We start from the raw sequence: 24190 nt of genomic DNA, 5'->3' as shown, positions 1-24190 counted from the left end.
CCCGGCCTTCGCCGGGGTGACGGCACGGCGCTTGGCGGTCGATGGTCGTCAGGGCAGGAAGTCGTGCTCGACCAGGTCCGCGCGCAGCGTTTGCGCATCGGTGAACAGCACGGCGTTCATCCCGACGGCCTGCGCCCCGGCGACATTGTCCGCGCGGTCGTCGATGAACAGCGTGTCCTGCGCCTCTACACCGAATCGGTCGAGCGCGAGGCGGTAGATGGCGGCATCGGGCTTGGTCAGCCGTTCGTCCCCCGACACGACGATATCGCGGAATCGTTCGAACAGATCGGCTTCGCGCGCGCGGAAGGGCGGCCAGAATTCGCCGGAGAAGTTCGTGATCGCGTACAGGGGCACGCCGGCCGCCTCCAGGTCGAGAACGAGCGCGTGCATTCCCGGAAGCATGCCCCCGAGCTGCTCGACGAACCGCGGCCCCCAGGCGGCGATCAGCGCGGCATGTTCCGGATACGCGGATGCGAGTTCCGCCGAGGTCTCGGCGAAAGGACGGCCAGCGTCATGCTGGAAGTGCCAGTCCTTGGTCGCGACGTCCCGCAGAAACGCATCGAGCGCCCGATCATCATCGATCAGGCGCTCATAGAGGAACCGCGGGTTCCAGTCGTACAGGACGTTGCCGATGTCGAAGACGACGGCACGCGTCCCGGGACGCATCGGGGAATTAACCCTGGCGCGCCTTGAAACGACGGTTGGTCTTGTTGATGATGTACGTCCGCCCACGACGACGAATCACGCGGTTATCGCGATGACGGCCCTTGAGCGACTTCAGGGAATTGCGGATCTTCATGATCGATTCGCTTTGCAAATTCTGGAATGTGGAAAAGAGGCGCTCGCATATGGGGCCATTGCAGCTTAGTCAAGATCGGGTTGCCGCGGAACCCCAACCGGGCGTCGATGCGTTATCCCATCGCAACAAGCTCACGTAAAGGCGCAAGCGCATGAAGATCGGTTTCGGATTGGCATTAATCGCGGCGACCGCACTCACCGGTTGTACGACGACGATGCGCAGCAGCCCGGTGGAAGTCACGCGCTTCCACCTCGGCGCACCGCTCGAAACGGGCACGCTCGCGGTCGAGCCGATGCAGCGCGGCGCGGTCGGGCGGTACGGCACCTATGGCAGCGGCGACGTCCGCCGCGACATGGGCAGCGACAGGGGCAGCGACAGGGGCGGCGCTGGCAGTAGCGGTGTCCGTGAACCGATCGATTCGGGCCTGGAATTCCGCAATTATGCCAATGCGGTGCAGGACGAGGCGTTGCGCCACGGCTTTACCCCCGCCGCGCCCGGAGCGGCCTCGCAATATATCGCGGTCGTCGGCTTCAACCAGCAATTGCGCGAAGGCGCACCGCGTAGCAGCGGACTGCAGATCGGCCTTGGCGGTGCTACGGGCGGCGGTGGCTATCGCGGCGGCGGCGGGGTCGGGCTCGGCGGCGGCGTGTCCTTCCCGATCGGGCGGCCGAAGTATCGCACGATCGCGCTGACCGACATGCAGGTGCAGATCCGCCGCCGCAGCGACCAGACGATCATCTGGGAAGGCCGCGCGCAGACCAGCGCGGACGGGGCCGCACGCGATGCGCAGCCCGATGCGGTCGCGCGGAAATTGGCTGCAGCGCTGTTCCAGGGCTTCCCCGGGGATTCGGGCCGCACTATCACGGTCAAATGAGCGTCATCCAGAACACCATCGCCGTTACCGCCGCCTTTGACAGCGGCAACATCCAGCTGGTCGGGATCGATTCGGGGGGCAGCCATGCCGCCCGGATCGATCTCAACATCGCGCATGATCGCCAGTCGGATTTCTACCAGTGGTTCCACTTCCGCGTCTCGGGCGTGAAGGGGACGAGCTGCACGTTCCGGATCCTGAACGCGGGCGGCTCGGCCTATCCGTTCGGCTGGCCGGGCTACAAGGTGCGCGTCAGCACCGACCGGATCCACTGGCGGATGATCCCGACGCGCTATGTCGACGGGGTGCTCGAATTCGAATGGACCGGGACGGGCGATCTCGCCTGGTTCGCCTATTTCCAGCCGTATACGATGGAGCGGCATGACGACCTGGTCGCGCGGATCGCGCTTGCGCCGGGCGTGACGCACCACGAGCTCGGCCAGACGCTCGACGGGCGGTCGATCGATTGCCTCGAACTCGGCACCGGCCCCAAGCCGATATGGTTCTACGCGCGGCAACATCCGGGCGAGAGCATGGCCGAATGGTTCATGGAAGGCCTGCTCGAGCGGCTGACCGACACCGCCAATCCCGCAACCGCCGCGCTGCTGGAGCAGGCGACGTTTTATTGCGTGCCCAACATGAACCCCGATGGATCCTTCCGCGGACATCTGCGCACCAATGCGGCGGGGGTGAACCTCAACCGCGAATGGCTTACCCCGACGCCCGAGAAGAGCCCGGAAGTGCTGTGCGTGCTGGCTGCGATGGACCGGACCGGCGTGGATTTCGCGATGGACGTCCATGGCGACGAGGCGATCCCCGCCAACTTCTTCGCAGGGTTCGAGGGGATCCCGTCATGGACCGAGGCGCAGGGCGCGAAATACAGCGAGTTCGGACGACGGCTGGAGGCAGTGACGCCCGATTTCCAGACCGCCAAGGGTTATGACAAGGCGGCTCCTGGCCGCGCGAACCTGTCGATGTCGACCAATCAGGTGGCGGAGCGGTTCGGCGCTGTATCGATGACGCTGGAAATGCCGTTCAAGGATCACGATCCGAACCCCGATGCCGAATTCGGCTGGTCGGGCGAACGCTCGAAGACACTCGCGCACGCCTGCCTCGACGTGCTGGCGGAGATGATCGACGGGATCTAGCCGTCACCCCGGCGAAGTCTGGGGCCGTTGCTTTCCCGTCCCACCCTTGCCCGAAATACCTGACGGCCCCGCCTATGCCGGGGTGCCGTGAAATTGGAGAACCCTGATGCCAACGCTCGTCCTGATCCGCCACGGCCAGTCCAGCTGGAACCTCGAGAACCGCTTCACCGGCTGGTGGGACGTCGACGTCACCGAAAAGGGTGCCGAGGAAGCGCGCGCGGCGGGGCGGTTGATGGCGGAAAAGGGGCTCGACTTCGACCAGTGCTTCACCTCGCTGCAGACCCGCGCGATCAAGACGCTCAACCTCGCGCTCGAGGAAATGCACCGGCTGTGGCTGCCGGTCGAGAAGGACTGGCGGCTCAACGAGCGACATTACGGCGGGCTGACCGGGCTCAACAAGGCCGAGACCGCGGAGAAGCATGGCGAGGCGCAGGTGCATATCTGGCGCCGCAGCTTCGACGTACCGCCGCCGCCGATGGAAGCGGGCAGCGCCTATGACCTGTCGGAGGACCGGCGCTATGCGGGAATCGCGATCCCCTCGACCGAGAGCCTCAAGGACACGATCGCGCGTGTGCTGCCCTATTGGGAGGCGCGGATCGTGCCGGCGCTGAAGGACGGGCAGCGCGTGCTGATCTCGGCGCACGGCAATTCGCTGCGGGCATTGGTCAAGCACCTGTCGGGGATCCCGGACGACGAGATCACCACGCTGGAGATCCCGACCGGGCAGCCGATCGTCTATGAACTGGATGACTCGCTGGCGGCGACGGATCGCTATTATCTGAGCGAGCGGTAGCGGCGGGCGGCATAATGAAAGGCGTCACCCCGGCGCAGGCCGGGGCCGTTCGGGCAGGGCGCGGAACAGATGTTGCGCATCCTGCCTGGCGGTCCCGGCCTGCGCCGGGGTGACGGTACGCTTTACGCTATGCCGTACAGACACATCAGTTGACGCGGTACAAACTCATCCGCGTCGCCCCGGCCCTGTGCCGGGGTCCACCGACCCACAATACGCGTTTACGCTACAGACAGGTGGGTCGATGAATGCCGGGATGCGCCCGGCACGACGGAATTTCTGAAAGGGTCAGTTGGCCTCGGTCTTCACCGTGGTCGTGGTCTTCTCGACCGTGCGCGGTGCGGGGCGCGCGGCGGTGTGACGCACGGTCCGCTTGACGACGCGGCGCGCCGCCGGGCGCGCGGCGGGCGTGGCGACCTTCTCGGTCTCGGTCGTCACCGTGGTCGTCGGCGCGGGCGGGGCAGGCGGCGCTGCGACCACGACCGGCGTCGAACGCGCGGCGGCGGCATCGGCCGCGGCGGAGGCGGCCGCCTGCTCGGCGGCTGCCGCGCGCTGATTGGCGGCGGCAGCGTCGGCCTGGGCGTTTGCGGCGGCATCGCGCGCCTCGCCATTGGCCGCACGCGCTGCCTGGGTCCGCGCGCGCTGCGCTTCACCGATGGCGGTGTCGGCGAGCTCGGAGGCATGGTTCGCCGCAGCGATCGCCTGCTCCTTGTCGCCGCGGGCAAGGTCTTCCTGCGCGGTGCGCAACGCGGCCTGGGCGGCAGCCTGCATCCGGGGGACCTCGCCGGTCGCGCCGACCTTGTTGGCGGCATCGATCTTGGCCTGTGCAGCGGCGATCGCGACGCGCGCCCGGTCGGCCTTGCCTTCGGCGAACGCGGGCGTTGCGAAGACGAGCACGGCCGACATCGCGGCGCAGGAAATGGCGGAGATCTTGCGGTTCATTGGAGCAGCACCCTGTACTGTGAGACTGATCCGCTTAACTCGTGCTGGCCCAACTTGGTTCCGCAACCGTTATGGTTAAGCGGGCCACGCAGATGTTGCTCTTGGCGCGGGTGCCCGCTAACCCCAGCCGATGGAACCCTCTGTCGGCATCATCATGGGCAGCACCTCCGATTGGGAGACGATGCGGCACGCCGCGGATCTCCTCGGCGAGCTCGGCATTGCGCACGAGGCGAAGGTCGTGTCCGCGCATCGCACCCCGCAGCGGCTGTACGATTACGCGGGCTGCGCGGCGGCACGCGGCCTGAAGGTCATCATCGCGGGCGCGGGCGGGGCCGCGCACCTGCCGGGCATGGCAGCGGCGTTGACGCATCTGCCGGTGCTCGGCGTGCCGGTCGAGAGCAAGGCGCTCAAGGGCGTCGACAGCCTGTATTCGATCGTCCAGATGCCCGCGGGCATTCCGGTGGGCACGCTCGCGATCGGCAAGGCGGGCGCGAAGAATGCGGCGTTGCTCGCCGCCGCTATCCTTGCCCTCGCGGATCCCGACCTGTCCGCGCGGCTGCAGGCATGGCGTGCGGCGCAGACCGACGGCGTCGCCAACGATCCGGCATGACGATGCTTCCTCCGGGTTCGACGATCGGCATTCTGGGTGGCGGGCAACTCGGGCGGATGCTCGCGGTGGCTGCTGCGCAACTCGGCTATCACACGCGCATCCTGGCGCCCGACGAAGAAGCGGTCGCGGCGCAGACCGCCTCCAGCTTTACGCGTGCGGATTATCACAGTCGGATCGTGCTCGACGCGTTCGCGGCCGAAGCGGATGTCGTGACGTACGAGTTCGAGAATATCGCGCTGGACCCGGTCCAGTATCTCGCGGCCAAGGTGCCGGTCTACCCGTCGCCCGCGGCGCTCGGCATTGCGCAGGATCGCGCGGCGGAAAAGGCCTTCGTCGGGGAGATCGGCGGGCGCACCGCGCCATGGGCCAAGGTCGAGAGCCTTGCCGAGCTGGAAGCGGCGGTCGCGCGGATCGGGACGCCCGCGATCCTCAAGACGCTTCGCATGGGCTATGACGGCAAGGGTCAGGTGCGGATCATGGCGCCCGGCGAGGTCGCCGCTGCATGGGAGGCGATCGGCCAGCGCCCCGCGATCCTCGAGGGGTTCGTGACGTTCAGCCATGAATTCTCCATCCTGCTGGTCCGCCGCAAGGACGGCCAGATGGTGAGCTACCCACCGCCGTGGAACGAGCATGAAGACGGTATCCTCGCCCGCTCGACGCTGCCGGCACCCGCCGAGATCGCGTCGCAATGGGGCGAGGCTGCTGCGCTCGCCGGGCGGATCGCGGACCGGCTCGACTATGTCGGGGTGCTCGCGTGCGAGTTCTTCGCCGGCGCGCACGGCCCGGTGTTCAACGAAATGGCACCGCGCGTGCACAATTCGGGGCATTGGACGATCGAGGGCGCGGCCTGCTCGCAGTTCGAGAACCACATTCGCGCGATTTGCGGCCTGCCGCTCGGCGACACCGCGCTGACCGCGCCGAGCGTGGCCATGGAAAATCTGATCGGGCATGACGCCGACCGCTGGGCGGACATCCTCGCCGAACCGGGCGCGCACCTGCACCTCTACGGCAAGGAAACGCGTCCCGGGCGGAAGATGGGGCACGTTACCCGGCTGGGACGCTAGCGCTCCCCGCCGCGTGGCCCCCCGGTCGTCTGACCGGATATCCCCGCTGCCGGAGCCGCCATCGCGGCGGTCATCGGCACCGCTGTTCCAAGCGGGACGGCTCGAGGGCAGGGCAATGCGTCGCCATGCCCTCGAGGCAGTGGTTCAGGCGTAGTCCTTCAATTCGTCCCCGATGATCCGCACCACGTGGAGCACGTTGGTCGACCCCGGCGTCTTGAACGGCACGCCCGCGATGATGATCACGCGGTCGCCCGCCTTCGCCAGCGTGTGCCGCAGCGCCATGCGCTTGGCCTTCGCGACCATCGCCTCGAACGAATCGACGTCCTTGGTGTAAACCGCATAGGCGCCCCACAGCAGCCCGGCCCGCCGCGCGGTCTCGATGTTCGGGGTCAGCACCATCAACGGCACGCCCGGCCGCTCGCGCGCGACGCGACGCGCGGTCGAGCCCGAGGCGGTGAAGCAGATGATCGCCGCCGCATCCACCGTGTGCGCAATGTTCTTGGCCGCTTCCGCCAAAGCGTCGGCGGTGGTCGGGTCGGAATGGATCTGGGTGAAGTGGATCCGCTCGCCATAGGTCGAATCCTTTTCGACCGCCTCGCCGATCGCGTTCATCATCGCGACCGATTCCTTCGGCCATGCGCCGGCAGCACTTTCCGCCGACAGCATGATCGCATCCGCGCCGTCATAGATCGCGGTCGCCACGTCGGAGACTTCGGCGCGGGTCGGCGAGGGCGAGGAGATCATCGATTCGAGCATCTGCGTCGCGACCACGACCGGACGGCCGAGCCGCCGCGAGACTTCGATGATTCGCTTCTGCAACGGCGGCACGCTCTCGGGCGGCAATTCGACGCCAAGATCGCCGCGCGCGACCATCACGCCGTCGCACGCCTCGACGATCTCCTCGAGCCGCTCGATTGCCGAAGGCTTCTCGATCTTGGCGAGCAGCGCGGTCTTGCCGCCGATCAGCTTGCGCGCCTCGGCGAGATCCTCGGGCCGCTGGACGAAGCTGAGCGCGATCCAGTCGACGCCCTGGTCGACCGCGAAGGCGAGATCGCTCCGGTCCTTCTCGGTCAGCGCGGCCATCGGCAGCACGACGTCGGGGACGTTGAGCCCCTTGTTGTTCGACAGCGCGCCGCCGACGACGATCTCGGTGACGATCGTCGTCTCGGTGTGGCTGGTCACGCGCAGCACCAGCTTGCCGTCATCGAGCAGCAGCCGCGCGCCGGGCTCGATCGCCTCGAAGATTTCGCGGTGCGGCAGCTCGACGCGAGTCGCATCGCCTGGAGTCGTGTCGCGGTCGAGCGTGAAGGTCTGGCCGGTGACGAGCTCGACCTTCCCGCCCTCGAACTTGCCGACGCGCAGTTTCGGCCCCTGGAGATCGGCAAGGATGGTGGAGGGACGGTTGTAGGTCTTCTCCAGCGCGCGGATCGCCTGGATCACCGCGACCTTCGACTGCTGGTCGCCGTGGCTCATGTTGACGCGGAAGGCATCGGCCCCCGCTTCGAACAGCGTGGCGATCATTTCGGGGGAATTGCTTGCGGGTCCGAGCGTCGCGAGAATGCGGACTTTGCGCGCGCGGGGGCTGATAGCCTTCGTCATGGAGTGTCCTTGCCCTGGGGAGTGGCGTTGCGCGTGCCGCTCTAACCCCTATCTCCGCACGATCAACCTTTGGAGCGTGTGCGATGAGCGATTTGAACCAACTCGACGATTCGGTGGCGGCCGCGGCCTTCCGGCGGCTGGTGCTCCACCTGCGCCACCGCGACGATGCGCAGAATGTCGACCTGATGGGACTGGCGGGGTTCTGCCGCAACTGCCTGTCGGATTGGGTGCAGGAAGCATCGCACGGCAGCCTCGACAAGGATGCGGCGCGCGAGACGATCTATGGCATGCCCTATGCGGAGTGGAAGACCCACCACCAGGCGGACGCGACGCCCGAGCAGTTGCAGCGGATGAAGGACAGCGTCGCCAAGAATGCGTGACCCGAATGGGGTGGGGGGGTGACGCGGGGATCATGGATGGGTAAGGCCCGCGTCCACCGCCGTTCGCGCTGAACCGCCACCGAGCGTGTCGACCCGGCGTATCGCCAAGCGCCCCGCCCGATCCGTGCGGGGCCACCGATACGCCCCGACGCTGCCCGGCCCCTGTTCCGCGCGGAGGGTCCACGATCTGTTTTCAGGGGACTTATCATGAGCGAGACCATCGCCGCCGACCAGCTACGCCTTCTCATCGAGCGCATCGAGCGGCTCGAGGAAGAGAAGAAGGGCATCGCGGACGACATCAAGGACGTCTACGGCGAAGCCAAGTCGACCGGGTTCGACGTCAAGACGATCCGCACCATCGTGCGCCTGCGCAAGATGGAAAAGCATCACCGCGACGAGGCGGAAATGTTGCTCGAGACGTACAAGCAGGCGCTCGGCCTGGCGTAAGCGCCGACCGACCTACACTCTTGCCGTCATGCCGGACTTGTTCCAGCATCCACTTCGCCCCGGACGGTATGCGACGGGGCACAGGATGGATCCCGGCCCTGGCGCCGGGGTGACGCGCAGGCAAAGCAGAGAGACCCATGGCAGGCCATTCCAAATACAAGAACATCATGTACCGCAAGGGCGCGCAGGATAAGAAGCGCTCGGGCATGTTCTCCAAGCTCAGCCGCGAAATTACCGTCGCGGCGAAGATGGGCCTGCCCGATCCGGACATGAACCCGCGCCTGCGCATGGCGATCAACGCCGCCAAGGCGCAGTCGATGCCCAAGGACAACATCCAGCGCGCGGTCGACAAGGCATCGAAGGGCGATACCGAGAATTACGAGGAAATCCGCTACGAGGGCTTCGGGCCCGGCGGTGTCTCGCTGATCATCGAGGCGCTCACCGACAACCGCAACCGCACCGCGACCAACGTCCGCACCGGCATGGCCAAGAACGGCGGCAATTTGGGCGCGTCGGGCTCGGTCAGCCATGCGTTCGACCGGATGGGGCTGATTTCCTATCCAGCGTCGGTGGGCGATGCCGAGAAGGTGTTCGAGGCGGCGCTGGAAGCAGGGGCGGAGGACGTCCAGTCGAGCGACGAGGGCCACGAGATCTGGACCTCGAACGAATCGCTTCATGAAGTCGTGACGGCACTCACCCCGGTGCTCGGCGAGCCCGAGGGTGCCAAGCTCGCGTGGCGTCCGCAGACGATGGTCGAAGTCGGCGAGGATGATGCGGCGACGCTGTTCAAGCTGATCGACGTGCTCGACGACGATGACGACGTGCAGACGGTGTGGGGCAATTACGAAGTGTCCGACGCGATCCTGGAAAAGATGGGCTGACCCCTTACTAAAAGCCCCTCCCCTTCAGGGGAGGGGTTGGGGTGGGGAAGTGTCTCACCGAGAAAGGCCCAAGTAAGGATTTATCACGCAAAGCCGCAAAGCCACGAAGAGAAGAAGTTTATGTCTCCCGGGACGCCGGGCTCGTTCCGGTATCGGCTGGCGCGACTTCCGCGAAGCGGAGAATCCGACCCTTGGTCGATCCCGGGCCAACCTGGGATGACGGCAGCGGATACGCTAGCTTCCCTGCCTTTCCCACTTCGTGCCTTTGTGGCTTTGTGCGAGACCCCCTTCCTTAACCCGGCCAAATCCATGACGCTTCCCAAGCCATTCCCTTCTTCCTTCGCGGCTTCGCGCCTTTGCGTGAAATCCGCTTCTTTCAACCCCAACCCAAAATGCTGATCCTAGGCCTGGACCCAGGCCTCGGCACCACCGGCTGGGGCCTGATCCGCGCCGAAGGCAACCGCCTGAGCCACGTCGCCAACGGTCGCCTCAAGACCGACACCGCCGCCCCGCTCCCGCGCCGCCTCGCGCATCTCGACGCGATGCTCGCCGCGCTCATCATCGATCACCAGCCCGACGCCTGTGCGGTCGAGGAAGTGTTCGTCAATTCCAACCCGCAAAGCACGCTCAAGCTCGGCCAGGCGCGCGGCGTCGTGCTGTGCGCGGGTGCGCGGATCGGCCTCGAAGTGGGCGAATATGCCGCGCGGCTGGTCAAGAAGGCGGTGGTCGGCGTCGGCAATGCGGACAAGGCACAGGTCCATGCGATGGTGTCGGTGCTGCTCCCGGGCGTGAAGATCGACGGCGCGGACGCGGCGGATGCGCTGGCGGTCGCGATCTGCCACGCGCACCACATGGCGAGCGCCCGGCGCATCCCCTGATTTGGCTTTGCCGCGGAGCACCGTCCCGGTTACCTACTGCCGCAGGGTGACTGGCAAGGGGTGCCGAGGCCTTGGGACAATCATTCCTTTACAAGGGCTTACGATAATGCCGCGACTGGCGCCTGTGCAATGATCGCTCACTTACGCGGCGTCCTCAGCGCGACCGACCTCGACCATGCGGTGATCGACGTCGGCGGCGTCGGCTACCTCGTCGGCGCGTCGTCGCGGACGTTATCGGCGATCGGCCCGGTCGGCGAGCCGGTGATGCTCCACACCGAGATGCTGGTGGCGGAGGACTTCATCCGCCTCGTCGGCTTCGCCAGCGCCTCGGAACGCGACTGGTTTCGCCTGCTGACCGGCGTGCAGGGCGTCGGCGCGCGGGTCGCGCTGGCGATCCTGTCGGCGCTCGAACCGACCGATCTCGTCCGCGCGATCGCCGCGCAGGACAAGGCGATGGTCGCGCGCGCCAACGGCGTCGGCCCCAAGCTCGCCGAACGGATCGTGCGCGAACTCAAGGACAAGACCGGCGGCATCGCGCTCGGCAGCGGCGGGACCGGCATGGCCGCCCCGGTCGGCGCGGGCGCGGATGCGGTGTCGGCGCTGCTCAACCTCGGCTTCCGCCCAGCCGAAGCGAGCAGCGCGGTCGCGGCGGCGGAGGAAGAATTGGGCACGGGTGCCACGCTGGATGCACTGGTGCGGCTGGCGCTACGCAAGGCGGCGCGGTAAAACAGGGGCCATAGAGAACGGAGGTCGCCGTGGTTGATATGGGTTCGCTCATCGGGTCTGTCCGCCGCTTCGGCCTCGACGGCCCTCCGTACGAGGTCACCGGAATCGCTGACGCTGGTCCAGCAGGGGAGGCGCGGATGCGGATCCATTTGCTCGAAAGCAACGAGGATGCCGACTATCCGGTGGAGGATATCCTGACCGACCCGACGGACGGCTGATGTTTGCGATCGGCTTCGATCTGTTGCTCAACCAAACGCGCGAGACCCATCCGAAAGGGGTGAGTCAGGCCTATGCTGACATCGGCGCTGTCCTGAACCGCTACGGGTTCATCCGCGTACAGGGCAGCGTTTACGTGTCGCAGGGGGATAGTCTGGTCAACGTCACACTGGCCATGAACGCCCTAAAGGCTCTCGCCTGGTTTCCTGTCTGCGTGCGCGACATCCGCGCATTCAAGGTCGAGCATTGGAGCGACTTCACCGATTTCATGAAAACGTGAACGTCAAACCACCGCGCTCGGCAGCGGCGCTCCCGCCAGCTGCGCGTCGAGGTTGGCGAGCACCAACGCCGCCATCGCCCTGCGCGTTTCGACCGTGGCACTCCCTTGGTGCGGTGACAGCACCACGTTCGGCATCGTCCTGAGCGCGTCCGGTACGTCCGGCTCGTCCGCGAAGACGTCTATCCCTGCCCCCGCGATCCCGCGCGCTTCCAGCGCAGCGACCAACGCCGCCTGATCGACCAGGCTGCCGCGCGCCACGTTGACCAGCACGCCCTCGCTGCCGAGCTTCGCCAGCACCGCCGCATCGACGATGCGCTGCGTCCCTGCTCCACCCGGCGCGGCGAGGATCAGCACGTCGCACGCTGCGGCCAGCGCGGTAATGTCGGGCACGAAACGCCACGCCACCGGTTTCTCGCTGCGCGCGGTGTACAGGATCTCGCCGCCGAACGGCTCGGCGCGTCGCGCGATGGCGTGCCCGATCCGCCCGAGCCCGAAAATGCCGATCCGCCGCCCGCTCGCGCGCCGCGCCAGCGGGACGTTCCAGCCCCCGTCGCGCACCGCTGCGTCATTGGCCGCGATCCGCCGTTCGACCGCGAGCCACAAGCCGATCGCCAGGTCGGCGACGTCATCGGTCAGTACGTCGGGAGTGTTGGTCACGCGAACCCCGCGCGCCTTCGCGGCAGCTAGGTCGATCCCGTCGTAGCCCACGCCGTTGATCGCGATGATCTCCAGCGCGGGGAGCCGGTCGATCAGCGCGGCGTCGACCACGCTGCTCCCGCCGCCGCAGATCGCGCGGGTCGTCGCGGGCGGGTCGGTGCGGTGCACCGTGAAGCGCTGCTCCAGCGCGTCCACGAGATCGGGAGCCATGTCGGCGATGAGATACAGATCGGGAAGGTCAGCCATTGTCACGCCTTACCCGCTGCGCCTTGCCCCGCCCAGCCACCGCGCGCTATCGCGTGGCCATGACCGAAGACCGCATCCTCACCGCTGCCCGCACGCCCGAGGACGTCGATGCTGCGCTGCGCCCCAAGTCGCTCGACGATTTCGTCGGGCAGAAGGCCGCGCGGGAGAATCTGCGCGTCTTCATCGCGGCGGCGCGCGCGCGGGGCGACGCGCTCGATCACGTGTTGTTCTTCGGGCCGCCGGGGCTCGGCAAGACCACGCTCGCGCAGATCATCGCGCGCGAGATGGGGGTTGGGTTTCGCGCGACCTCGGGGCCGGTGATCGCCAAGTCGGGCGATCTCGCGGCGCTGCTGACCAATCTCGAGGATGGCGATGTGCTGTTCATCGATGAGATCCACCGCCTGCAACCCGCGGTCGAGGAAGTGCTCTATCCCGCGATGGAAGACCGCGCGCTCGACCTGATGATCGGCGAGGGGCCGAGCGCGCGCAGCGTGCGGATCGACCTCCCGCGCTTCACTTTGGTCGGTGCCACGACCCGGCAAGGGCTGCTTACTACGCCGCTGCGCGATCGCTTCGGCATCCCCGTGCGGCTGTCCTTCTACACGGTCGAGGAACTCACGCGGGTGGTGACGCGCGCGGCCGGGCTGCTCGGCCTCGCGATCACCCCCGAAGGCGCGACCGAAGTCGCGCGCCGCTCGCGCGGGACGCCGCGGATCGCGGGACGCCTGCTTCGCCGCGTTCGCGATTTCGCCCATGCCGCCGGACGGGAAAGCGTCGATGCGACCGAGGCCGATCGTGCGCTCAACCGGCTCGAGGTCGACAAGCTCGGGCTCGACGCGATGGACCGGCGGTATCTGATGATGATCGCGGACATCTATCGCGGCGGCCCGGTTGGCGTCGAGACGCTCGCAGCGGGGCTCAGCGAACCGCGCGACACGGTCGAGGAAGTGATCGAGCCGTACCTCATCCAGCTCGGCCTGATCGCACGGACCGCGCGCGGGCGGTGTCTCAATGCGGGGGGATGGAAGCACCTCGGGCTCAACCCACCGGCCGGAAGCCAGGAAAGCCTGTTCGAGAGCTGATGGCCGCAAAGCGGAACGCGCAATTGCAGCAACATTATGTTGTGCGGCGCAAGATGGAACGCATCGAAGCAATCTGTTAGCGCCTCGCTATGCCAACTGCTGCCGCCTCCGCCCGAGAAATTCTCGTCCGCCTCCACGACGTGATGGCGTCGCGCACGCCTGCACAAGCGAAGCTCAATTCGGTCGTCGGGATCGTCGGCGAAGCGATGGCCAGCGAGGTCTGCTCGATCTATCTGCTTCGGGAAGGCGTGCTCGAACTGTTCGCGACCCGCGGCCTCGCGCAGGAAGCGGTCCATGTCACCAAGATGGCGCTGGGCGAGGGGCTCGTCGGCACGATCGCCGAACAGGTCGAGACGCTCAACCTGGATGAAGCCGCGTCGCATCCCGATTTCGCCTATCGCCCCGAGACCGGCGAGGATCGCTTCCACAGTTTCGCCGGCGTCCCGATCATCCGCCGCGAACGTGCGGTGGGGGTGCTGTGCGTCCAGCACGTCGAGTCGCGCCGCTATGACGATGTGGAGATCGAGGCGTTGCAGACCGTTGCGATGGTGCTGAGCGAACTCATCGCCAATGCCGAACTGGTCGATGCGAGCGGTGCTGCGACGATGCGCCCGCAGTCGACCGCGCCAATGCGGATCGCGGGGTTGCGCCTCGTCGACGGCATGGCGAGCGGCTACGCCGTGTTCCACCAGCCGCGCGTCCATGTCGAACATACCGTCGCCGAGGATGCCGAGGCCGAGCGCCACCGCGTCTATGCCGCGTTCGACAAGATGCGCGACCAGATCGAGCGGCTCGCCAGCCAAGCCGAATTCGGCGGCGGCGGTGAACATGAGGAAGTGCTCGAGACCTACAAGATGTTCGCCTATGACGAGGGCTGGAGCCGGCGCATCAACGAGGCGATCGACAGCGGCCTGACCGCCGAGGCGGCGATCGAGCGCGTCCAGCAGCGCACCCGGATGCGGATGCGGCAGATCGACGATCCGTTGCTCGCGGACCGGATGCACGATCTCGAGGATCTGTCGAACCGGTTGCTCAGGATCGTATCGGGGCAGATGGGGACCGCGGCACAGATGGGGCTGCGGCAGGATACGATCCTGATCGCGCGCAACCTCGGGCCTGCCGAGCTGCTCGAATATGACCGGCGTCGCCTCAAGGGCGTGATCCTCGAGGAAGGCTCGCTCACCGCGCACGTCACGATCGTCGCGCGCGCGATGGGGGTGCCGGTGCTCGGCCGCGTGCGCGACGTGCGGCGGCTGGTCGGCGAGGGGGATCTGCTGCTGCTCGACGTCACCGCGGGCAATGTGTTCGCGCGGCCGTCGTCGGCCATGGAGGAGGCGTTCGATACCGCGCTGCAACTGCGCCAGAAGCGTCGCGCGGTATTCGCCGCGCTCAAGACCGAGGCGCCGATCACCAAGGACGGGCACCGCCTGACGGTAATGGTCAACGCGGGCCTGCGCGACGACGTCGCCGCGCTCGACATGACCGGGGCGGACGGGATCGGGCTGTTCCGTACCGAATTCCAGTTCCTCGTCTCCGCAACGCTGCCGTCGCGCGAGCGCCAGCAGCGGTTGTACCGCGACGTGCTCGATGCCGCCGGCGATCGCCCGGTCGTGTTCCGCACGGTCGACATCGGCGGCGACAAGGCGCTGCCGTATCTCAACAAGGCAGACGCCGATGAAGAGAATCCGGCGATGGGCTGGCGCGCGCTGCGGCTGGCGCTCGAGCGTGGCGGACTGATGAAGGTGCAGGCGCGCGCGCTGCTGGAGGCGGCGGCGGGGCGCACGCTCAACGTGATGTTCCCGATGGTCAGCGAACCGTGGGAATTCGATGAAGCGCGCGCGTTGTTCGAAGCGCAGCGTGACTGGCTGTCGACGCGCAACAAGAAGCTGCCGACCGACATCCGCTACGGCGCCATGCTGGAAGTCCCCGCGCTGGCGGAACAGCTCGACCTGCTCTTGCCCAACGTCGCGTTCCTCTCGGTCGGTACCAACGACCTGACCCAGTTCCTCTTCGCGGCGGACCGGGCCAACCCGAAGCTGGCCGAGCGCTATGACTGGCTGAGCGCGGCGATCCTGCGCTTCCTCGCCAGGCTGGTCGAGCCGACTCGTGCGGCCGGGGTCCAGCTCACCGTCTGTGGGGAGATGGGGGGGCGCCCGCTGGAAGCGATGGCGCTGATCGGGCTCGGCATCGAACGCCTGTCGATCACCCCGGCGGCGGTCGGGCCGATCAAGGCGATGGTGCGCACGCTCGATCGTGCAGCGCTGTCCGCACATATGGCGACGTTGCTCAAGGCGCCCCCGCGCGACATGCGCGGCGCGTTGACCGACTGGGCGCGGCAACACGGCGTCGAACTCGCATGAACCGTGGCAGCATGGACTTGCAAGGCGTTGACTTGTTCGGCGCGCTTTGTGAGACACATTGGCTAGGGCCGGGCGCATCCGGGGCGCAACCGTCCGGCCGGAGGACTGCATGACCGATCCGTTACCGCCTGAAGAGGCGACGCTGTTCCCCAAGACGGCAGGCGAACGGCTGCGCGAGGCGCGCGAAGCGTTGGGATTGTCGTTGGCCGAGGTGGCCGCGCGTACCCGTATTCCGGTCCGGCAGCTGGAAGCGATCGAGGAGTCGAACTTCGCGGCGCTGCCGTCAATCACCTATTCGGTTGGCTTTGCGAAGGCGTATGCCCGCGCCGTCGGCGTGGACGAGGTGGCGATCGGTCGCGACATTCGCGGCACGGTCGACAAGCCCAGCACACCCCGCCGGACCGAATATCAGACCTACGAGATCGTCGAGCCCTCCCGGGGGCCGACGCGGGGCCTGGCTTTCGGTGCGTTGATCGCCGCGGTAATCCTGCTGGTCGGCGCCGGGCTGTGGTACGGCACGGCACTGTTCCGCTCCGAGGAAAGCGCGCCTGCCGTATCCACGCCGGTCGCGAATACCGTTCCCGTCGCCGCGCCCCCGACCGCGCCGATCCCTACGTCGCGGAACGGTCCGGTCGTGCTGACCGCGACCGATGAGGTTTGGCTGAAGGTCTATGATGCTGCGGGCAAGACGCTCTACATCGGCACGTTGAAATCCGGCGAAGCCTATACCGTGCCAGGCGATGCGGTAGGCCCGATGATCAACGTCGGCCGGCCGGACAAGCTGCGCGTGACGGTGGGCGGCCGGCCGATCGCGCCGCTCGGAGACGGCAAGCGGGCGATCAAAGACGTGAAGGTTGACCCCGCCGCGTTGATCGCGCGCGGCGTGGCGACACCGGGGAGTACCGCTCCGGCCATCGGCAATGCCGCGGATTCGCCCCAACGGAGCGCTTCGCAACGCGCCGTATCGTCGACGGGCGCGGCGCTGAATATGGCCGCTCCCGCCGCCGTGGCGCCTGAACCCTCGACGCCGTCGACCGGCGCTACCCCTGCTCCGTGACATCGACGGTTCGCGCGATGTCTTGTCCTTTTCTCGCACCGGGGGGTGTATGATGCGCCGTTTTCCAGTTGTTTCGTTCATGGTCGTTGCATCCGCACTGAGCGGTACCCCGGCGGTTGCGCAGTCCAACGTCGAAGGACGGGTCGGACGTCTCGAGAGTGAAATGCGCGCGGTGCAGCGCAAGGTCTTTCCGGGCGGAGCGGGTGCTTATGTCCAGCCCGACAACACGCCCGCGCAGGCGCAGACCGTCATTCCCGGGACGCCGGCGGCAAGTCCGGTGGCCGATCTTACCGCACGCGTCGATTCCCTGGAATCGCAGCTTCGCCAGATGACGGGTCAGGCCGAGACCAATCAGCACCGGATCGATGTGCTCGAGGGACGGCTCAAGACGATCGAAGCCGATGCGGCCGCCGCGCGCGCCGCCGCGCCGCCAGCCGCCGCGAGCCCGGGCGGCTTTGGCGATACGTCCGCAGCGCCTTCGACGATGGAGCAGTCTGCCGCCAGTCGCCCCGCGTCGGGGCGATCCCAGTCCGGTTCGGGCGCGTCGTCCCGTCCGGCACCCGGCGATGCGAGCGCGCCGACGATGGGAAATCCGACGCGAGGGACGACGGCGGCAACCGCCGATCGTAGCGGGCAGGTGGCAGCGATCGAGCGGCCGGAAACCGGCGACACGGTCGAGGACACCTATCTCTACGGCTATCGCCTGTGGGCGGCCAAGCTCTACCCGGAGGCCGAGGCGCAGTTCAAAACGGTGGTCAACAAATACCCCAAGCACAAGCGCGCCAGCTACGCCCAGAACCTGCTCGGCCGTTCGTATCTGGAGGACGGGAAGCCGTCGCTCGCCAGCCTGGCCTTCTATGATAGCTACAAGACCTGGCCCGATGGCGATCGCGCCCCGGAAAGCCTCTATTATCTCGCGCAGTCGCTGGTGAAGCTCGACAAACCCGCCGCGCAGGTTTGCAAGGTCTATACCGAGCTGCAGCGCACCTATGGTGCCAAGGTCGATGCCGACCCCAAGATGAAGGCAGGAGTGGCCAAGGGGCGCGCGGCATCGAACTGTTCGTGAGATGACCGGCCCCGCGGGGCTCGATCCGGCGCAGGTCGCGCGGTTCGCCGCGGATCTGATGCGAACCCTCGGCGCGCCGCTCGCGGACGATGCAACCATCGGCCTGGCGGTGTCGGGCGGCGCCGACAGCATGGCGATGCTGGCGCTGGCGAATAGGGCCTTTCCCGGTCGCATCTCGGCCGCCACCGTGGATCACGGGTTACGCCAGGCTGCCGTGGAGGAGGCGGCGATGGTGGCGCACTGGTGCGCCACGGCCGCGGTGCCGCATCGCACGCTCATTCTGCGGGATGCGATCGGGTCCACCGCGATCCAGGCCACGGCGCGGGCGCTCCGTTATCAGCTGCTGGGACGTTGGGTGGGGGAAACCGGGGCACGCGCCCTCGCGACGGCGCACCATATCGATGATCAGGCCGAGACGTTCCTGATGCGCGCGGTGCGGGGGAGTGGGCCGGCCGGACTTGCCGGCGTCCGACCGGACCGCCCGCACACGCTGGTCGACGGACCCGCGGGGGCGCCCGATCCGAGTTTTCTGGTCATCCGCCCGTTGCTTGGATGGCGGCGGGCGGAGTTGCGCGCGATCGTGATGGAGGCGGGAATTCCGTTCGCGGATGATCCGAGCAATGATGACGACCACTTCGAACGGGTGCGCGTGCGCCGCCTGATCGCAGATACGCCGTGGCTCGACCCCGTCGGAATGGCGCGCGCGGCGAGCCATGCGCGGGAGGCGCAAGACGCGCTGGACGAGACCGCGCAGTGGCTCTGGGGCGATCGCCGCGTTGCGGAGGGGGGCGACGGTGTGGCTCTGCGGATTGGCGACGTGCCGCGCGCCCTCCAGCGCCTGCTGGTTCGCCGCGCGATCCTGCACGTCCGCCGATCATGCCGAATCACCCGCCCGGAGTTCGGTCTGTCCACTAATATAGAGCCGTTGCTCGAGTCGCTGGCGGCGGGCGTTTCGGCGACCCAAGGCGGGGTGATGGGATCAACACGCGGAGGTATCTGGCGATTTCGGCCTGAACCGCCGCGTCGATCGCCCTGATCGACGATTCCACCCGGGCGTTCCATTGCCATTAATCCTTCTGTGCTTATCTTCTGAGTTCGAGAAAGGTACGATCAACCCATGAACGATAACGAAAAGCCGCCCGAAGGGCCGAACCCCTGGATGAAGTCGCTGCTCATCTGGGTCGGCATCCTCGTGGCGTTGGCGCTGTTCGTGACGCTGATCGACACCCGTACCGCCACGACGGGCTCGAACCAGATCGCCTATTCGACGTTCCTCGACAAGGTCGAGAGCGGCTCGGTGCATGACGTCAACATCGCGGGCGAGGTCGTCACCGGCACCTATTCCGACAACACCAAGTTCCGCACGTTCGCCCCGCAGGACCCGCGCCTGACCGACCGCCTGCGCGAGAAGGGCGTCGTGATCAGTGCCAAGCCCGAAGAGGGCGCACCGATCTGGCAGATCCTGCTGATGCAGTCGCTGCCGTTCTTCCTGTTCCTCGGTCTCGGCTATTTCGTCCTGCGCCAGATGCAGAAGAATTCCGGTTCGGGCGCGATGGGCTTCGGCAAGAGCCGCGCGAAGATGCTGACGCAGAAGGAAGGTCGCGTGACCTTCGACGACGTCGCCGGCATCGACGAAGCGCGCGAGGAGCTGCAGGAGATCGTCGAGTTCCTCAAGGACCCGACCAAGTTCGCCCGCCTCGGCGGCAAGATCCCCAAGGGTGCGCTGCTTGTGGGCTCGCCGGGGACCGGCAAGACCTTGCTCGCCCGCGCGATTGCGGGTGAGGCGGGCGTGCCCTTCTTCACGATTTCGGGTTCGGACTTCGTAGAGATGTTCGTCGGCGTCGGCGCGAGCCGTGTCCGCGACATGTTCGAGCAAGCCAAGAAGTCCGCGCCCTGCATCGTCTTCATCGACGAAATCGACGCGGTCGGTCGTCATCGCGGCGCCGGGCTCGGCAACGGCAATGACGAGCGCGAGCAGACGCTCAACCAGTTGCTGGTCGAGATGGACGGGTTCGAGGCGAACGAAGGCATCATCATCATCGCGGCGACCAACCGTCCCGACGTGCTCGATCCCGCACTGCTGCGTCCGGGCCGCTTCGATCGCCAGGTCGTCGTGCCGCGGCCGGATATCGAAGGTCGTATCAAGATCCTTGAAGTGCACATGAAGAAGGTGCCGCTGGCACCCGACGTCGACGCCCGCGTCATTGCGCGCGGTACGCCGGGCTTCTCGGGTGCGGATCTTGCCAACCTCGTCAACGAGGCGGCGCTGACCGCAGCGCGCAAGGGCAAGCGGCTGGTCGCGATGGCCGAATTCGAGGAAGCCAAGGACAAGGTCATGATGGGCGCCGAGCGTCGGTCGATGGTCATGACCGAGGACGAGAAGCGGATGACCGCCTATCACGAAGCCGGTCACGCGATCGTGTCGATCCACGAGGCCGCATCCGATCCGATCCACAAGGCGACGATCATCCCGCGCGGTCGTGCGCTGGGCATGGTGATGCGCCTGCCGGAGCGCGATTCGTACAGCTATCACCGCGACAAGATGTATGCGAACCTCGCGGTCGCGATGGGGGGCCGTGTCGCCGAGGAAGTTATCTTCGGCTATGACAAGGTCTCGTCGGGGGCGTCGTCGGACATCCAATATGCGACGGGTCTGGCCCGCGACATGGTCACCAAATGGGGCATGTCGGACAAGGTCGGTCCGGTCGAATATTCGCAGCCCGAGGGGGAGTCGTTCCTTGGCTATTCGAGCTCTCAGCCGGTCCGTATGTCGAACCAGACGGCGCAGTTGATCGACGACGAGATCAAGTCGATCGTCCAGGGTGGTCTCGATCGCGCCAAGCATCTGCTGACGCATCATATCGACCAGCTTCATCTGCTCGCCGGCGCGCTGCTGGAATATGAGACGTTGTCGGGTGACGAGATCAAGGCGCTGATCGCCGACGGCAGCATCTCGCGCGATGATGGGCCGAAGAGCCCGTCGGTTCCGGGTGCTGGCACCTCGATCCCGAAGACCCGCCGTCCCAAGGGTGGGGGCCCCTTCGGCAGCCCGGCGCCCGCTGGCGCCTGACCATCCGTGAGCCATTAGGGGCGTCATTCCGGCATCGGGATGGCGCCCCTTTTTACGTCTGGCGAAGTTCGAAGGCGTTTGGGCGCAAAGCACCGGCGCGCGGTATTTCGTTCGGTCCCGGCGCATGCCACCAGGTTGCGGATGGGCAATCGGTTTTTCGGACGAAGCGTTCTTTACGGGGCGATTTTGGCAACGACCGCCTGCGTCCCGGTCGCCGCCATGGCGATGACGGTCGAGGCGTTTCTCGCCGAGGCGAAGGCCCTGCCAGCCAAAGGCGCGCGAGCGACCCGCGCGCCCGATCTCCCGACGATCCGGGCCGAGATCAAGGCGGCCGCGCAATCGTACCGCGACCAGGTCGAGGCGGATCGCGTTGCCGGACGTCCTCCGCGCAGCTGTCCGCCGCCGCTGGGCAAGGCTAGGATCGACGCGCGGGCGTTGGTGGCGGATCTCGAAGCGATCCCGCTTGCACGTCGGTCACAGGACGTCGCAACGGCCTTTGCAGCGATCATGCAACGCCGGTATCCGTGCGGATGATCGGTTATTCCGCGATCAGCCCGAGGATCGCGACGAAAAACAGCAGGCCAGCCAAATAGGCAGAGAGGACGAGCGCAACCGTCCGCCACAGAGCCCCCAGCCGCCCAAGCCCGTACGCGCCCTTGAGCTGGCGATACATGTGGAAAGGCGGCCCGAACACGAACACCGTGCCGATCAGGCCCCCGGGAACCCCGATCGCGCTCAGGATCGTCAGGACGACCGTGCCCATCGTCATCGCCGACAGCGAATAGATGGCGAAGATGGCGTGATCATAAGGGCCGACATCGCGCCGGAACGCAAAGAGCAGCCAGATGAAGGGTAGCGAGATGGGGATCAGCGCCCAGCTGAACTTATAGGCGGTGGACTGCAGCTTGTAGAGGAACAGCTTTGGTTCCTTCAGCGCATGCGTCACGCGTTCGTCGAGCACGGCGTTTCCGCTGTGCACGCTTGTATTCAGGAGGGGTTGTGAAAAATCGCCTTGGGTCAGCGCCTTGGCCGATTGCAGGCCGCGCTGTGTATCGCGGAGCGCGTTCAGCTTGATGTCGAGCCTTGCCGTGCTCTGGCCGGTGGCTGCCAGCACCGCCCGCTCGGTATCGAGCGCCGTGATCTTGCTCGTGGTATCGGCGATATCCCGTTCCAGCCTGGCCGGGGTCAGCGACGCAGCCTTGCGCTCGGCGCTGCTGTTGCCGCCGATCGGGCCGCCGACGGTCTCGAACGTCGCCACCATCAGGAACACCGAAAACAGGAACAACGCGAGCGGCGACACGAAGCGCGCGCGCTCGCCCGCGATATAGCGTCGCGTCAGCGCGCCGGGACGCGTGAAGAGCATGGGCAACGTCCGCCAGATCTTCCCTTCGAAATGGAAGACGCCGTGGAGCAGATCGTGGCCGATCGACGCAAGGGTGCGGTGGATATGCTGGGTCTGCCCGCACCGATGGCAGAATTCGCCGGCAAGGCGGGTTCCGCAATTGAGGCACAACGGCTGGACCGCCGCAGCGGGAACGGCACTCGTCTTGGGGTCGATCGCGTGGGCGACCAGCATTCCTGTCGCCACGTCGCCTGCCGCCGCAAGGTCTCCCGTCATGCTTCGTCCCCGTCTGCGCGGCGCAAATTGGCTTTGCCGCGGTCCCCGATCCCATGATAGCGAGACCGTAATGACCGATGCAACCGCTCTCGTCGCAGACCTCGCCCAGCGTGCGCGCGCGGCTGCCCGGATCCTCGCCAGCCTGCCGACCGCCATCAAGGCGGCGGCGCTACGGCAGGCGGCCCAGGCGCTGCGGGACGCCGAGGCGAGTATCCTGGCGGCCAATGCCCATGACATGGCGACCGCCACGGCCACGGGCCTGTCGGCAGCGATGCTCGATCGTTTGCACCTCGATTCCGCCCGGGTTCGCGCCATGGCCGACGGGGTCGCCGCGGTCGCTGGCCTGACAGACCCGGTCGGTACGGCAATCGACGAGACGACGCGCCCGAACGGGCTGGTTCTGCGTCGGGTCCGCGTGCCGATCGGCGTCATCGGGATCATTTTCGAAAGTCGACCGAACGTGACCGCCGATGCGGCGGCGCTGGCGGTGATGGCGGGTAACGCGGTGATCCTGCGCGGGGGATCCGAAGCGATCGGGAGCAACCGTGCGATCCACGCGGCGATCGTTGCCGGCCTTGAAGGCCAGGGCGTACCTGCGGATGCGGTCCAGCTCGTGCAGACGACCGATCGGGCGGCCGTCGGCGCGCTGTTGCAGGCCGACGGATCCGCAGGCGGGGCGGCAATCGATCTGATCGTTCCGCGTGGTGGCAAGGGGCTCGTCGCGCGGGTTCGGGCCGAGGCGCGGGTGCCGGTGCTCGCGCATCTCGACGGGATCAACCACGTCTATGTCGATGCCTCGGCGGACCCGCTGATGGCCGAGGCGATCGTCCGGGATGCCAAGCTTCGGCGCACCGGCGTGTGTGGCGCAATGGAGACGTTGCTGATCGACCGGGCGTACGGCGATGCCGCCGGGCTGGTTGCTGCACTGTCCGGTGCGGGGTGCGAAGTGCGGCTTGACGACGGCCTGGCACTGCTACACCCGGACTTGCCGCGGGCGACCGACGCGGATTGGGACACGGAATATCTCGAAGCGATCGCGTCGGCTGGCCTGGTCGATGGAGTGGACGGTGCGATCGCCCATATCCAGCGCCACGGATCGAATCATACGGATGCGATCGTCGCTTCCGATGCGTCCACTGCCGAGCGCTTTCTGTCGGAAGTGGACAGCGCGATCGTGCTGTGGAACGCCTCGACCCAATTCGCCGACGGTGCCGAATTCGGGCTGGGAGCCGAAATCGGCATCTCGACCGGACGGCTGCACGCCCGAGGGCCCGTCGCACTGGAAGGCCTGACGACCTACAAATGGGTCGGCTATGGCACCGGGCAGGTGCGCGGTTGATTGCGAGCAGCGGGTATTGCCCCGCACGACTGGAGATCAGCGCGGCGGGATCGATGCGCCGTTC

Annotated in this window: 26 protein-coding genes; 20 read left to right on the top strand and 6 right to left on the bottom strand. The window is 67.0% G+C overall.

Annotation, left to right across the window (positions count from 1 at the left end):
* Positions 1-48: 48 nt before the first annotated feature.
* A complete protein-coding gene (locus tag L8G49_RS12780; RefSeq protein ID WP_242138668.1) occupies positions 49-666 on the bottom strand; it encodes an HAD family phosphatase in 618 nt (205 codons plus the stop codon).
* 7 nt (positions 667-673) lie between these two features.
* Positions 674-799, bottom strand: coding sequence for a type B 50S ribosomal protein L36 (gene ykgO / locus L8G49_RS12775; protein ID WP_010160916.1), 126 nt, complete (start codon positions 797-799; stop codon positions 674-676).
* Between the two features lie 151 nt (positions 800-950).
* Between ykgO and L8G49_RS12770 the strand changes: the two genes are divergently transcribed.
* The 3 genes from L8G49_RS12770 to gpmA all read left to right on the top strand — a co-directional run bounded on the left by L8G49_RS12770 (position 951) and on the right by gpmA (position 3611).
* On the top strand, positions 951-1673 hold the full coding sequence (locus L8G49_RS12770) for a DUF4136 domain-containing protein (RefSeq protein ID WP_242186204.1): 723 nt from the start codon (positions 951-953) through the stop codon (positions 1671-1673).
* Positions 1670-2818, top strand: a complete 1149-nt coding sequence (locus tag L8G49_RS12765; protein ID WP_242186203.1) for a M14-type cytosolic carboxypeptidase — start codon at positions 1670-1672, stop codon at positions 2816-2818. The genes L8G49_RS12770 and L8G49_RS12765 overlap by 4 nt, the downstream gene beginning before the upstream one ends.
* Before the next feature lie 106 nt (positions 2819-2924).
* Positions 2925-3611: a 2,3-diphosphoglycerate-dependent phosphoglycerate mutase gene (gene gpmA, locus L8G49_RS12760; protein ID WP_242138671.1), complete on the top strand. Its 687-nt coding sequence runs from the start codon at positions 2925-2927 to the stop codon at positions 3609-3611.
* A gap of 285 nt (positions 3612-3896) precedes the next feature.
* Here gpmA and L8G49_RS12755 read toward each other — a convergent pair whose 3' ends face one another.
* The gene (locus L8G49_RS12755) at positions 3897-4550 is read right to left on the bottom strand and encodes a hypothetical protein (protein ID WP_242186201.1); all 654 of its coding nucleotides are present in this window, start codon (positions 4548-4550) and stop codon (positions 3897-3899) included.
* 130 nt (positions 4551-4680) lie between these two features.
* Here L8G49_RS12755 and purE point away from each other — a divergent pair, with 130 nt between their 5' ends.
* Positions 4681-5160 carry a 5-(carboxyamino)imidazole ribonucleotide mutase gene (gene purE, locus L8G49_RS12750; protein ID WP_242186199.1) on the top strand — a complete coding sequence of 160 codons (480 nt, stop codon included), beginning with the start codon at positions 4681-4683 and terminating at the stop codon, positions 5158-5160.
* Complete coding sequence (locus L8G49_RS12745) at positions 5157-6224, top strand: 5-(carboxyamino)imidazole ribonucleotide synthase (RefSeq protein ID WP_242186197.1); 1068 nt, start codon at positions 5157-5159, stop codon at positions 6222-6224. The genes purE and L8G49_RS12745 overlap by 4 nt, the downstream gene beginning before the upstream one ends.
* Before the next feature lie 144 nt (positions 6225-6368).
* Here L8G49_RS12745 and pyk read toward each other — a convergent pair whose 3' ends face one another.
* Positions 6369-7823, bottom strand: a complete 1455-nt coding sequence (pyk, locus tag L8G49_RS12740; protein WP_242186195.1) for a pyruvate kinase — start codon at positions 7821-7823, stop codon at positions 6369-6371.
* Positions 7824-7906: 83 nt separating this feature from the next.
* Between pyk and L8G49_RS12735 the strand changes: the two genes are divergently transcribed.
* The 7 genes from L8G49_RS12735 (at position 7907) to L8G49_RS12705 (ending at position 11631) form a co-directional block, all read left to right on the top strand.
* Positions 7907-8203, top strand: a complete 297-nt coding sequence (locus L8G49_RS12735; RefSeq protein WP_242186192.1) for a DUF1244 domain-containing protein — start codon at positions 7907-7909, stop codon at positions 8201-8203.
* A gap of 207 nt (positions 8204-8410) precedes the next feature.
* The gene (locus L8G49_RS12730) at positions 8411-8650 is read left to right on the top strand and encodes a DUF2312 domain-containing protein (RefSeq protein ID WP_010160912.1); all 240 of its coding nucleotides are present in this window, start codon (positions 8411-8413) and stop codon (positions 8648-8650) included.
* A 137-nt stretch (positions 8651-8787) separates the two neighbouring features.
* Complete coding sequence (locus L8G49_RS12725; protein ID WP_242186191.1) at positions 8788-9531, top strand: YebC/PmpR family DNA-binding transcriptional regulator; 744 nt, start codon at positions 8788-8790, stop codon at positions 9529-9531.
* Positions 9532-9923: 392 nt separating this feature from the next.
* On the top strand, positions 9924-10409 hold the full coding sequence (gene ruvC / locus L8G49_RS12720; RefSeq protein ID WP_242186190.1) for a crossover junction endodeoxyribonuclease RuvC: 486 nt from the start codon (positions 9924-9926) through the stop codon (positions 10407-10409).
* Positions 10410-10538: 129 nt separating this feature from the next.
* Positions 10539-11135, top strand: coding sequence for a Holliday junction branch migration protein RuvA (gene ruvA / locus L8G49_RS12715; protein WP_242186189.1), 597 nt, complete (start codon positions 10539-10541; stop codon positions 11133-11135).
* Positions 11136-11173: 38 nt separating this feature from the next.
* Positions 11174-11353 (top strand): DUF5397 family protein, encoded by a 180-nt coding sequence (locus L8G49_RS12710; RefSeq protein WP_242138764.1) that lies wholly within the window; start codon positions 11174-11176, stop codon positions 11351-11353.
* Complete coding sequence (locus L8G49_RS12705; protein WP_242138680.1) at positions 11353-11631, top strand: virulence factor; 279 nt, start codon at positions 11353-11355, stop codon at positions 11629-11631. The genes L8G49_RS12710 and L8G49_RS12705 overlap by 1 nt, the downstream gene beginning before the upstream one ends.
* Positions 11632-11634: 3 nt before the next feature.
* Here L8G49_RS12705 and L8G49_RS12700 read toward each other — a convergent pair whose 3' ends face one another.
* Positions 11635-12534, bottom strand: coding sequence for a 2-hydroxyacid dehydrogenase (locus tag L8G49_RS12700; protein WP_242186188.1), 900 nt, complete (start codon positions 12532-12534; stop codon positions 11635-11637).
* Between the two features lie 59 nt (positions 12535-12593).
* Between L8G49_RS12700 and ruvB the strand changes: the two genes are divergently transcribed.
* The 7 genes from ruvB to L8G49_RS12665 all read left to right on the top strand — a co-directional run bounded on the left by ruvB (position 12594) and on the right by L8G49_RS12665 (position 21703).
* Positions 12594-13616: a Holliday junction branch migration DNA helicase RuvB gene (gene ruvB / locus L8G49_RS12695; RefSeq protein WP_242186187.1), complete on the top strand. Its 1023-nt coding sequence runs from the start codon at positions 12594-12596 to the stop codon at positions 13614-13616.
* Positions 13617-13705: 89 nt separating this feature from the next.
* Entirely contained in the window at positions 13706-15976 is a 2271-nt protein-coding gene (gene ptsP / locus L8G49_RS12690; protein WP_242138683.1) for a phosphoenolpyruvate--protein phosphotransferase, read from the top strand.
* A gap of 109 nt (positions 15977-16085) precedes the next feature.
* Positions 16086-17033 (top strand): helix-turn-helix domain-containing protein, encoded by a 948-nt coding sequence (locus L8G49_RS12685; RefSeq protein WP_242186186.1) that lies wholly within the window; start codon positions 16086-16088, stop codon positions 17031-17033.
* Between the two features lie 52 nt (positions 17034-17085).
* Positions 17086-18099, top strand: coding sequence for a hypothetical protein (locus tag L8G49_RS12680; protein ID WP_242186389.1), 1014 nt, complete (start codon positions 17086-17088; stop codon positions 18097-18099).
* A gap of 1 nt (position 18100) precedes the next feature.
* Entirely contained in the window at positions 18101-19135 is a 1035-nt protein-coding gene (gene tilS, locus L8G49_RS12675; RefSeq protein ID WP_242186184.1) for a tRNA lysidine(34) synthetase TilS, read from the top strand.
* Between the two features lie 81 nt (positions 19136-19216).
* Positions 19217-21169 (top strand): ATP-dependent zinc metalloprotease FtsH, encoded by a 1953-nt coding sequence (gene ftsH, locus L8G49_RS12670; RefSeq protein ID WP_242186181.1) that lies wholly within the window; start codon positions 19217-19219, stop codon positions 21167-21169.
* Positions 21170-21355: 186 nt separating this feature from the next.
* Positions 21356-21703 (top strand): hypothetical protein, encoded by a 348-nt coding sequence (locus L8G49_RS12665; protein WP_242186179.1) that lies wholly within the window; start codon positions 21356-21358, stop codon positions 21701-21703.
* Between the two features lie 4 nt (positions 21704-21707).
* Here the strand turns inward: L8G49_RS12665 and L8G49_RS12660 are convergent, their stop codons facing one another.
* Positions 21708-22787 carry a DUF3667 domain-containing protein gene (locus tag L8G49_RS12660; protein WP_242186178.1) on the bottom strand — a complete coding sequence of 360 codons (1080 nt, stop codon included), beginning with the start codon at positions 22785-22787 and terminating at the stop codon, positions 21708-21710.
* Between the two features lie 70 nt (positions 22788-22857).
* On the opposite strand from L8G49_RS12660, the gene L8G49_RS12655 reads away from it, so the two are divergent.
* The gene (locus tag L8G49_RS12655; protein ID WP_242186177.1) at positions 22858-24126 is read left to right on the top strand and encodes a glutamate-5-semialdehyde dehydrogenase; all 1269 of its coding nucleotides are present in this window, start codon (positions 22858-22860) and stop codon (positions 24124-24126) included.
* Positions 24127-24190: the final 64 nt, after the last annotated feature.

Source organism: Sphingomonas sp. CARO-RG-8B-R24-01, assembly GCF_022662295.1.
In the GTDB taxonomy this organism is placed as follows: domain Bacteria; phylum Pseudomonadota; class Alphaproteobacteria; order Sphingomonadales; family Sphingomonadaceae; genus Sphingomonas.
Note: the sequence above shows the minus strand (reverse complement) of the source record. Positions and strands in the feature narration are given on the sequence as shown.